The 12,882-nt window shown below is 26.7% G+C and carries 6 protein-coding genes; 5 read left to right on the top strand and 1 reads right to left on the bottom strand.

Annotated features, from left to right (window positions below; all coding sequences use genetic code 11):
* Positions 1-121: 121 nt before the first annotated feature.
* From ACYUDJ_RS01475 to ACYUDJ_RS01485, 3 genes are all read left to right on the top strand, one after another.
* Positions 122-4,582, top strand: a complete 4,461-nt coding sequence (locus tag ACYUDJ_RS01475) for a DUF5050 domain-containing protein (protein WP_043031908.1) — start codon at positions 122-124, stop codon at positions 4,580-4,582.
* A 430-nt stretch (positions 4,583-5,012) separates the two neighbouring features.
* On the top strand, positions 5,013-9,095 hold the full coding sequence (locus tag ACYUDJ_RS01480) for a leucine-rich repeat domain-containing protein (RefSeq protein ID WP_043031909.1): 4,083 nt from the start codon (positions 5,013-5,015) through the stop codon (positions 9,093-9,095).
* 414 nt (positions 9,096-9,509) lie between these two features.
* A complete protein-coding gene (locus tag ACYUDJ_RS01485; protein WP_042385012.1) occupies positions 9,510-10,439 on the top strand; it encodes a glycoside hydrolase family 73 protein in 930 nt (309 codons plus the stop codon).
* A 125-nt stretch (positions 10,440-10,564) separates the two neighbouring features.
* On the opposite strand, the gene ACYUDJ_RS01490 is transcribed toward ACYUDJ_RS01485, so the two are convergent.
* Positions 10,565-11,080 carry a ferritin gene (locus tag ACYUDJ_RS01490; RefSeq protein WP_003486055.1) on the bottom strand — a complete coding sequence of 172 codons (516 nt, stop codon included), beginning with the start codon at positions 11,078-11,080 and terminating at the stop codon, positions 10,565-10,567.
* Between the two features lie 415 nt (positions 11,081-11,495).
* Here ACYUDJ_RS01490 and ACYUDJ_RS01495 point away from each other — a divergent pair, with 415 nt between their 5' ends.
* Together ACYUDJ_RS01495 and ACYUDJ_RS01500 are read left to right on the top strand one after the other, a co-directional pair.
* Complete coding sequence (locus ACYUDJ_RS01495; protein WP_003486054.1) at positions 11,496-12,350, top strand: response regulator; 855 nt, start codon at positions 11,496-11,498, stop codon at positions 12,348-12,350.
* Positions 12,350-12,811: a chemotaxis protein CheX gene (locus ACYUDJ_RS01500; RefSeq protein WP_003486052.1), complete on the top strand. Its 462-nt coding sequence runs from the start codon at positions 12,350-12,352 to the stop codon at positions 12,809-12,811. The genes ACYUDJ_RS01495 and ACYUDJ_RS01500 overlap by 1 nt, the downstream gene beginning before the upstream one ends.
* The last annotated feature ends 71 nt before the right edge of the window (positions 12,812-12,882 follow it).

Genomic DNA, 12,882 nt, shown 5'->3' on the forward strand with positions numbered 1-12,882 from the left:
CAGAATAATTTAATATATAATATTTGGATATTATATATAGGAATTTATTAAGAAATTAGATATATATACGATAATTATTTTAAAATGAAATTTTTTTAACTTTTAAAATTTAATAAGGGGGGTGTTTGCTATATTTAGTAAAAAAACTGTAGCAAAGATTTTATTATATTCTTCTCTAGCTATTGTACCAATATTTAACTATAATTATGTACAAGCAGCTTCACCTAAACAATATGAAACAAAATATAATGTTTCATTGGATAAAGTATGGAAAATTAGATTTTCAAGAGAAGTAGATAAAGCTACATTAAATCCAGAAAATATAAAAATACTAGATAGTCAAGGAAAAGAAATGCCTATAGATCTATCTTTAGATGTGGATAAGCATTATGTAAAAATTGCTCTTAAAAGTGGAACTTATAATGGAGTACATTATACAGGGAAATATGAAAAAGATAAAAAATATACCTTGATTGCAAAAGAAGGTCTTATGAGTGAGGCTTATAAAAACAAGAAATCTAAGAATCTTGCTTATGAAACAGTGATGGACTTTAATACTATAGGAGACAATGAATATCCTGGTCTTCCTATAGAGGATGGTTTAATAGTAATAGGAGATAAGGCTTATTCTGTAGAGTATCTTTCTAAGCATTCTTCTATAGCAAATGAAATAACTTCTAATGGGAATTATTACATAGCCTATATAAGTAAAGAATATGGAGAAAAGATAAAACAAGTATTAGGTAATAATACTACTAAAGGTAATCAGGAAAGGGCAAATAAAATATTATATTATGCACCAAATGGAAATCAATATGAATATGAGTGGAATGAGGCTTTTAGTGAATATAAACTAGTTCTTCCAAAGGCTTATGTAGACGTAACTCCAGGAGTTATAAATGGAGTGGTTAATTTAGCTGTAAAACAGGTAAAGGCAGTACCGGGGGCGAAATATTTCAAATTAGCTCATAGTAATACCATTAAACCTATAGGAGAATCAATTTCTTATTCTATGACCTATCCAACAGAAAAATTAACTATATTATCCGCAGATGAAACGCCTTTAGCTACAGCTTTAGTGGATGTATATTTGCCTAAAACTGGTTATGTTAGTTTAAGTAGTGTAAATGAAACCTTAGGAAACACAGCAGGTAATATAAGTAATAATGGTAGCGCTGCTATGGACTTAGATTTTTATGTTTACTATGTAAATTCTGCAGATAAAAATTCTTTATATAGAAAGACTTTAACAGGCAGAATGGATACTCAAATAAGTCTTGATAAAGCTCAATATATTAATGTAATAGGTGATTGGTTATATTGCAGTAATTATAATGATAATGGTAAAATATATAAGATGAAAAAGGATGGTACTAAAAAGCAAATATTATGTGATGATACCGCAACTTATATAACTGTATCCGGTGGAGTTGTATATTATGCAAATCAATCAGATAAGGGAAGACTGTATAAAATAAATACAGACGGTACCATAGATGGCGGAGCTTCCAATAGAGACCCTGCAGGAAAGGTTCATGGTATGCCGGTAATGGATGATTACGGTAATTATAATAAAGCTACAGATCAAGCTAATTTTATAAATGTAGTAGGAGATTGGATATATTACAGTAATTTCTCGGATGGACACAAAATATATACTGTAAATAAGGATGGAAATATAAGAAGAAAAGTAAATGATGAATGGGCAGATGGAATACAAATAGTAGGAGCATGGGCATACTACTGTTCTGGATCCGGTGCTATAAGTAAAGTTAGAGTAGATGGTACAGGCTCTGTGATACCTTTAAGAGGAACTACAAGAAAAGTAGATAAGGGATATCATTTAAATATAGTAGATGGATGGTTATACTATAGTAATGCAGAAGATGGCGGAAAACTCTATAGAATAAAAGAAGATGGCTCTGGAGAAAAGAAAAAATTGGCAGATCTAGCTACAGATTATATAAATATAGTAGGAGACACTATGTATCTAATAAGTGCTGGAAAAACTTATACTCTCCCACTTAATACAGATGGGACTATAAAACCTACTTTAGTAACTAAAGATAATAATGGTAATACTGTAGTGGATGTTAAAGATTTAGCTATAACTGTAGCCTATGAGGATGCTAATAAAACTATAGGAGAGTTGGAAGCTAAATATTTACCACAAAAAGTTGCAGTGTTTATGAAGGATGATACAGTACAACAGCTTCCAGTAGATTGGGATATTAAAAATAGAAAATATAACGGTCAAGGTATTTATACTTATACAGGTACAGTTTTAGGACATGGTAAACAGATAAAGTGTACATTGACTATACCGTCCGAAATGCTAAATGCCACTAGTATAATAGAAGTTTATAACAATGGACCTAAGAATGGTTCCATAATAATAAAAGAAAGAAGTTTTGGTCCATCAAAACAGGATCAAGAGTTAAAAGAAAAATTAAAACTTGCAAAAAGAGTAGAAATAGGAGATGTTATAAAAGTATATGACAATCCAAATATGGAAAAGCCATTAGGAAATGTAAAGGTAGATGCTAATAATGCTAATGGTCCTTTAGTTAAGGCTTTGGATCTGGATATGTATGGAAGAAGTTTCTGGATAACTATAACAAGAAAAAATAAAGCAGAAAGTAAGCCAACAGAAGTAAGACAACTAGGTTCTGCTGTGGTAGCAGGAGAGGTATTAGATGAAGATGGAGAAGCATTAGGAGTAGATGGAAGAGATTTCACTGTAAAGGGATGGAATAATCCTTCCATAAGAGATGATGGATTTATATCAGATACCACAGAAATAGCTGCTCAAGGCAGTAAAAGTATCTATGTAATACCTGGAACAGGTAAATTAAATATGGAAAATCAAGGTGTTATACCTGCAGGAATCACTAGTGCAAATTATTGGAATGGTGGAAATGCTAGAGCATTACTTACTAATTATGACCTTTTAACTAATGATAGTTTAAAAAATAAATTAAAAGAAGGTAACTATAGCATTTATGTAGTAGTAGGTTATGATGGAAAAGCAGAAGAGGATATAAATGGATTTGGATCACCACTTGTAATAGGAAAAACAGCAAGTATTCCAAAAGTTATGCAAGCTACAGAGGAGAAGATTCCTAAAGCTCCAAGTGTAACTAAACAATATGTTAAAGCAGGAGATGCTATAAAAATATCCGGAGTAACAAAGGAAGATGAAATATATTTAGCTCCAGAAGGTGGTAGCTATGTAGCGAAGGATATAACTAATAAACCATATAAATCCCATGATAATTTATTCTTTGAAGATCAATCTAAGAGTAAAGATGAGAGAGAAACAGAATATGAAAAGAGTGGAAAACCAGCTATAGAAGAGGGATATCAATGCAAACTTGTAGATGGAAAAATTCCTCAGGGGGTTAGATCAGGAAAATATAAAGTTTATATGGTAAATCCTATAGGTTCTTCAAGTCCATCCTCTGGAGAAGTTATTGTAGATAATGAAGATCCAGTAGTTAGATTAGATACTGCAAAGATTGATCCAATACAAAAAGATGCAAAGGATAAAGATGGAAAACCAATTATAGATGGAAGTGGAAATATAGTTAAAGAAACTGTTGGACAAAAGATTACAGTAACCTTTGCAGCCTTTGATAATAGTTTTGATAATAGTATAAAGGAAGGTATAACTGTTAGTATGGCAAGATTGGATAGTCCAAAGAGTGCTGTAAAAACTCAAGAAATTAAGGATAAGGGCATTAAAACTTTTGAAGTAACAATTAATGATCCAAATGCTAAAATAACAGATTATGCTATATATGGACAAGATAAAGCAGGAAATATTGGACAAATAAATCTTAAAGAACAAGCTTCTGCTACTAATACAAGTACTATAGCCTTAGCTATTAGAATAGACCAGGAAGGTGTAGACTTAGTTAAATCTAGATTAGTAGGAAGAACAAAATATATGGCAAAGGATCTAACAAAGGTTAGTGATAATTATGAAGTTACTATAGGTACAGTTAAGTATGCTCTACAGGAAGATTCTTTAAGAAGCTTAGGTGTAAGTCCTTCTATAGATGCCTTTATGAATGCACTTATGCAAGCAAAAGAATGGGATTCAAATACTAACAAGCCAAAGGAAAATGGATCTCAATTAAGCTCAAAGGTAAGTATATATAAAGTAAATGATGTTATATATATAGAAGGAAATGATAAAGAGCTTATAAAAATAAATGATAAAACTAAAATAGGCACAGATACAGCTATAGTAAGCAATATGATAGGATTAAATCCTGATGAAGGTAATACAGGAGTAGATTCAGAAAAACAACAATATGTAATAACTGTAACAGGAGAAGATAAGAACAAGGGTAAACTAATAATATGTCTAGCAGGTAAATGCTTTAATATTGATATAGTGGCTAATGAAGGTGCAGAATCCATAGCAACAAAAATTGCAACAGCTATAAATAATAATAGAATATTAGATGGATATGAAAGTGCAACTGCAACTGGTAATACAATTAAGGTAATTAGAAACTATGGAGGTGCTGTAATACCTACATTTACTGTAGAATCTTTTAATTATGACAATTAAAAGTTTTAAAGAGCTTAATTAAAGATTACTATAAGTAAAAGTGAATATTTAAAAATTTAATTCAAAATCCTAGGGGATTTAACACAAAATCATTAAAAATTAGTGTTGAATCCCTTTTTATAGATTTTAAATTTGATGTAGATATCTTTTGTAATGTGTAATGACAATATTAGGGGTAAATAGTTATGGTATAATGTTTAGGGTAAATAAATTAATTTTTATAAAAAGCTTCATTGATGTAAAAATTTTACTACATAAATGTTAAAAATATACGAAGATAATATAGAGGTGGAAAATAGTTACTACCACCTATTAAAATAAATTTTTTAGGTGTAAATATAATGATTTCTATGAATATAAAAATAGTTTAATATATAAGAAATGATAGATTTACATATAAAGTTAGATCATTACCTAAAGGAGGTACATAATGAATAAAAAAGTTCTTATTCCAGTATTTATGGGAGCTTGTCTATGCCTTTCACCACTATCTGTAAAAGCTGAAGATTATTATAAATGGGATAGTAAAGTAACAGCAGATAAAAATAAAATATGGACGATTAAACTTTCAAAAAAATTAAATAATAATATTAGTGTTATAAAGGATAAGGTTTATATAAAGGATTCTAAAGGAAATAAATTAGATTGCAATATTAAAATAAAGCCAAATGAAAAAATCTTAGAAATATTACCACCTAAAGATGGTTATAAAGAAAAAGAAAATTATTATCTTTATATAGATAAGAGCGTTCCTTCTGATAAAAATAAAAATTTAAAAGAAACTGTAAAAATGAATTTCTATATAGATGGTTATATAGAATTCCAGGATAAAAATCTAGAAGAAGAAGTAAGAAAAGCAGCCAATCCTAAGGATAGACCTAAGGGTCCTTTAACCAATATGGATGTTTCAGGTATAAAAGAATTGAACCTTCATAACAAAAATATAAAAAGTCTTAAAGGTATAGAATATTTAAAGAATATTAGTAATTTAGATATATCAGATAACCATATAACAGATATATCCTATTTAAGAGGCCTTGATAGTTTAGAAAAATTAAACCTATATAATAATGATATAAAAGATATTTCAGCCGTTAGCAACTTACCAAAATTGAAATATCTAAATATGGCTAAAAATGAAGTTATAGATATATCTTATTTAAAAAATTTAAATTATTTGGAGCACTTAGACTTAAGGGATAATAAAATAGAGAATATAGATTCTTTGGAGGGCAAGATATCTTTAATTTATTTATTTATGTCTAATAATAACATTGGAGATTTTTCACCAATATCTAAATTAAAATATTTAAAAAGTTTATATTTAGTGGGTAACCATAGCTCAAATTATGATTATGCTAAAGATTATTACAACAATCTTAAAGATAAGGATTTTAAACTAAATATACCTATAGCATTTAAGGATAAGATATTTGAGGAGTTAATAAGAAAAGAGATTAATAAACCTTCTGGTTATGTATATCCTAGTGATTTGGAAAATATTAAAGAGTTAGATCTTCATAACACCCATGTGGAAAGACTAAATGCTATAGAAAATATGATATCTTTAGAAAAGTTAAATTTAAGTGGAACAGACATACAAGATATATCTCTTTTAAATGAGTTAACTAATTTAAAAGAAGTAAACATATCAGATACAAATATAAATAACATAAGGGCTTTAGAAAACTCCCCTTATATTAAACATTTAAATATAAACAAAACAGAGGTAGCTAATTTAGAGTATATTAAAAATATGAAACATATAGAAAAGTTATATGTATCTGATACAAAGGTAAGTACTATTCCAGATTTAGTTAGTTTAAAAGAATTAAATATTTCTAATTGTAATGTTACTAATATTGAATTTATATCATCTCTTAGCAAATTAACTTATTTATGCTTAAGTAATGTGCAAATAAAAGGTCATATATTAGATAACATAGATAATATTAAATATTTAAAAAATCTTGAATATTTAAGTATAGCAGGTACAGATGTAGTTAATATAGATGTGGTAAAAGAACTAATAAATCTAAAAAAATTAGATATAACAGGTTGTACTAAAATAAATACAGAGATTCTTAGTCATCTTAGTAATGTAGAAATAATAGGTAATGAAACAGTTATGTTTGCAGATAAAGCTTTAGAAAAAGAAATAAGAGAATTAATTAAGAATTACTCAGAACCTATATATAAAAGACAGCTTTCATCTATAACTAAATTAGAGCTTTCTGGTAAAGGTATAAAGGATTTGCAAGGGCTAGAGAGTATGAAGGACACCTTAACATATTTAGATTTGTCTAATAATGAAATTTCTGATATAAGTTCTTTAAAAGGGCTTATAAACTTAAACAAATTAGTACTTCATAAGAATAAAATAGGTTCTATAAAACCTATAGAGTATTTAAAATCTTTAAAGGAATTAGACTTATCTAATAATATAATTGGAGATATAACAGCTTTAGGAGGATTGTCACAATTAACAAGATTAGATCTATCAAAAAATGGAGTTGTAAGTATAGCTAATTTAAGTGGCCTTGAAAACTTACAATACTTATCATTATACGAAAACAAGATTTCAGAGGGAGAAGAATCTTTAAAAAAATTATATAGTCTTAAGGAACTTTATTTGAAAAATAGCGGGGTATCAAATTTTGATGTAACCTTAGCTTATTATAATAACCTGGAGAAAAAGGATTTTACAACTCACTCAGATTTTATAGTTTTTGATGAAAAATCAGAAAGTGATTTAGCTAAAATTACTAGAGAAATTTTAGGAAGAGATAAAAATACTAATGTATTTAAGGGTGATGTAGAGAATATAACAGATTTGGATTTAAGCAAGGAGAGAATAGAAAAAGATGGATTAAAAGCTAAACTTCAATTAACTGGAGATAATATAGTAGATTTAGAAGGGATTCAGTATTTTTCTAATTTGACTTCTATTAACTTAAAGGGAGAAGGAATTTTAAAAGGCATAAAAAATTTAATGCCTATTAAGACTTTAGTTAAGTTAGATTTAGCTGGAAGAGAAGTAGACTCTTTAGATTATATTAAATATTTAAAAAGTTTAGAGTACCTATATTTAAACAATACGAAGTTAAGCGGAGGACTATTATTTTTAGAAGATCTTACTAATTTAAAAGCATTGGATTTATCTGATAATAATATATCCGATATAAGTATATTAAAGGGATTAAAAGAATTAAACAAATTATATTTAGGTAAAAATAAAATAATTGATTTATCATCTTTAGAAGGGCTTACAAAATTAGTTACATTAGATTTAGTTGGAAATGATGATATAACTAGCATATATGCTTTAAAAAATTTAGTTAATTTAAAATCATTAACATTACCAATAACAAATCCTAAAAAAATTCAGGATTATAGTCCTGTAGCAGGATATTATTATAACCTTACTTACAAAAATTTTGATTTAAATAATAGTAATGTTATAGTTATAAAGGAAATAAGGCCTATTGAAAAAGAAGTAAGCAAAGGTGATAAAGTTACTCTCCCAGATTCTGTAGAGGTAATAATGAGTGATGACTCTAAGGACAAGTTTAAAGTACATTGGAAGGAGAATAGTGTAGATACATCAAAACCAGGTGTATATACATATATAGGTACTGTAGATGGCTATACTGGAGAAGTTAAATTAACACTAAAGGTAAATGGAGAAGTTCCTTATGGTATGGGTAATTCTGCTGGTAATATATTAAATAGAGGATTTATGGTAAAAGATAATAATTATATGTACTATATAAATAAAGAAAATGGTAGTGGAAAAATATATAGAAATAAGATAACTGGAGCGGAGGATAAACTACTTTCTAGTAATGCTGCAGAATTTTTAAATATATATGGAGAATATATATACTATGTAAGCAATGGTAGTATATATAGAATAGAAAAGGATGGCAATGGAGAGGAACTGATTAAAGAGGCATCAGCTTCATATATGACAGTATACAATGACTTTATTTATTATTTTGATAAGAGTAAAGGCGGCATATACAAGATTAAAATAGACAAGACAGGATATAGTGCAGTAGTATCAGAAGGAAGATGGAGAGCGGATTCTCAATTTGTAGTTTCAGGAGAATGGATATACTATACAAAATATGAGGATAATTCATCAATATATAAAATCAAAATTGATGGTACAGGTAAAGTAAAATTAAATAATATACCTTGCAGCCAAATGAATATAATAGGAAACTATATATACTATATTTCAAATGGAAATCTTTATAAAATATCTATAGATGGAAGTAACAATAGCTTGTTATATTCAGGAGTGATAACTAATATAAATGGATATAGTAATAACATATATTATATAGACAATAAGGATAATGATTCATTATATAAGATAAGCTTGGATGGTAGCTATAGGGTTAAATTGACTAAAAAATCAGTTAAATATATAAATATTTTAGAAGGGGAAGTTTACTATATTCCTTCAGATAATGAAGATAAAATATCTAAGTTTTATGAAGAATAAGTAATATAATGCATAAAAAAAATTAGCATTATACTTATTTAAAACATATATAGAAATAAAGGAGAATTAACATTTTTTATATTAAAAGGTTAATTCTCTTTTCTATTTTATAGGAGATCTTTAAGTAAAACAGAATGCATTTTTGTCTAAAATAAAATATTAAAATTTATATATAGAAAATAAATTAATTTTAAAATAAAATTATTAACGTAATAAATATTATGTAAATAAACTAAAAAGTAAACTGCCAAAATTAAAATACAAATATAAAATAATTAATAGTTTAAATTTTTCTTATATATTTATTAATATTAGCTTTTTAAATAATTTTTATAATAAAATTATTTAGATTTTTGATATAATAATTTTTACAAAGACATATATAAGCTATATCAGGAAGTTATGGAGGGTTTTATGAAGAAAATAACAGGTTTGTTTTTAAAGCTAATAATATTAGTTTTATTAGTTTTTACTATTTTTATAATATTTAATTCATTAATTCTAAACAAGACAAAAGAAAGGTTTTTACCAGAGAATGCAATGAATATTTATATTAGAGCTGCAGATGAAGTTAGTGAGAACAAATTGCAAGTTAATTGGAAATACATAGCTGCTTTAGATGCAGTTAAAAATGAAGGAGATTTTTCTAAAGCTAATATAGAAAGTGCAAAGACTTTAGGAGGAAGTTTTTTAGAAATTAGTAAAAATAGAAAGTTTAAGAATACTAATTATAGATTACTGACTTTAGATGAAGTTATAAGTAAAATGTCTCTTACTGAAGAAGAAAAAAAGAATGTACATAAATATTTAGACAAGTTAAATAATATATATCCTATAACACCAGATGAATATAAAAGGCAGTTTATAGATGAATTGATACCTATATCAAAGGAATTATATGATGAATATGGGATTTTACCTTCTATAACTATAGGACAGGCTATTTTAGAATCAGATTGGGGTAGATCGGAACTTAGTAAAAAAGGAAATAATTTATTTGGAATTAAGGCTACTCCTTCTTGGCAAGGTAAGGTTTTAAATATGGAAACCTCAGAAAATTATAAAGATAAAATTAAAGATAACTTTAGATATTATTCTTCCAAAGAGGATTCTATAAAGGATTATGCAAATTTTTTAGTTAAGAATAAGAGATATAGAGAAAATAAAGTTTTTAGAGCTACAGAATATAAGACACAAGCAAAAGCCATAGAAAAGGCAGGGTATAGTACTAAAAAAGATAAGGATGGTAATTTATTATATAGTAGTTTACTTGGAAAAATTATAAGAGAATATAATTTGCAGTTAATAGACAGTAAAACTCAAGAGAAGATAAGCAGAAAATAAAGTGAAATCTGTCGCTAGTAAATTATTAATACTCCCTATTATCACAACTAGATTGTGAATAGGGAGTATTTTAATTAAAATTGAATATAGGATTTAACTTAATAGCAGATTTTTTATATTAAAAATTAAGCTCCAGTGTTTGTTGGTGGAGTAAATACTCTTGTAGATAACTCATCATCGAGCATATAAAGTACTGCTGGATTAGATTCTGCTCTCCTTAATTTTCTTATTATAGTATTAAAATTATTTTCTTCTTCTACTTGTTCATCTATAAACCATTTTAAAAGACTTATAGTAGCATGTTCTTTTTCTTCTGTGGCAATATCAGTCAAATTATAAATTCTACTTGTGACTATTTTTTCATGATTAAATCCATCTTCAAAGCATTCAAGTATGTTTTTATATTCAGCTTTAGGCTGATCTATTTTCTCAAGTATTACTCTTCCGCCCATTTGATTTACATAATCATAAAATTTCATAGCGTGGAATATTTCTTCTTGAGCCTGCACTCTAAAAAAGTTAGCAAATCCAGCTAAATCCTCTGATTCAGCATAAGAAGCCATAGCTAAATAAATATAAGATGAATAAAATTCAAAGTTTATTTGATTATTTAAAGCTTTTAATAATTTTTCACTTAGCATAAAATTTCCTCCTATAAATAAATTTAGTAACTAAAGGTATATTTAATAGCAATTATTACTATAATGTGTAATTTTTAATCTTATATACTAATTATATATTAATATAATTATGCAATCAACAAATAAGTTGATATCTCAACAAATATATACAAAAAATTTAAATGTATTTAATAAATTATTATTTAGAATATAGTAAAACTAAGATTTATAGTTAATAATATATAATAAATTTTTTATTATAGAAAAATATTAAATTTTTTTTATAAATCTAAAGGAAGCTATTATATGAACGAAAAAGATTTATATAAGTTATTTATAGAAATTGTTTAAATTTTAAGAAAAATATATTAAAATAGAAACAATAAGAAATAATCTTTATTATTAATAAATTTGGGAAGAAAGAAGAGGGAAAAATATGAAAAATACTAAAGTAGTTATTGTAGATGATTCTCCTTTTTCAATTAGTATTATAAAAGACATATTAGAGGAAAATGGATTAACTGTAGTTGGAGAAGCAGGGAACTTAGAAGAAGTTATAAATGTAGTAAAGGATAAAGAACCAGATATTGTAACCATGGATATGACTTTGCCAGGTACAGATGGAATAGAATGTATAAAAGCTATTAATAAAATAAATGAAAATGTAAAGGTAATAGTTATAAGTTCTATGATGGATGAAGAAATAGTAAAAAAAGCTAATGAAAATAAGGTTTGTGGATATATTCAAAAACCTATAGATCCAGAAGAACTTATAGCAACAATAGAAAAGGTTATTATGAAGGAAGAATTATTTTTACAACTTGAAAATAATTATTTTGAAATTTTTAAAGAATCCTTTAGAGACACTTTAAATAAATTTACTAAGACTACTGCAGAATTTTCAGAAGATAGAAAGTGTACTATTTCAGAAACTTCCAGAGGTATGGCTGTAGTTATAGGTATAATAGGTAATTTTTCAGGAAGAATGATTTTAGATTTATCACAGGAAACAGCTAATAGTATGGTTAATTTTATGTTGAAGAGAGAACCAAAGGATATGAATGAGGTTTTAAATGTTATTGGTGAGTTTTCTAATATTGTAGCTGGAAATGCATGTTCTATGCTAAACAGAAAAAATAAAGTGTTTGGATTAAGAATAGCTCCTCCAAGTATATTTTATGGTAAATCCCTTAATATATCTCAAAGCTTACTAGAGAGCTTAGCTGTAGAATCGAATACAGAATTTGGGCAAATTTATATAAATGTAGGCTTCAAGAGAGGTGAATCATAATGGATGCAAAATATATTAATCCTTTTATAGATTCTTTTTACAATATATTACCTCAAATTGGTTTTTCTAATGTTACAAGAGAGGATGTTACTGTAAAAAACAGTGTAGAAAGTTTAGGAATACTTATAAATTTAGGTATTGTAGGAGATATTAAAGGAAATATTGTGTATAATATAGAAGGGGAAAATGGTAAAAAAATAGCTTCAAAAATGATGATGGGTCTTCCTGTGGAGAAACTAAATGAAATGGCTCAAAGTGCTCTTTCTGAACTTTCAAATATGCTTACAGCTAATGCTAGTATAAACTTTTCTAATATAGGAGTTAATGTTAATATATCTACACCTACCTTAATGTATGGTCAGGATATAAAAATAAAATTAAATACGGATAAAATATTAAATATTAAGATAGTAGCAGATGATATTCCTATAGATGTAAATGTAGCTTTTGAGAAAATTTAAATAAAACCTCTAGATTGATAAAACACATTTTTAAATTTGTTTAATATAAATAAGCACTTATTTAAAATTAT

The organism is Clostridium sp. CTA-6, from assembly GCF_054768115.1.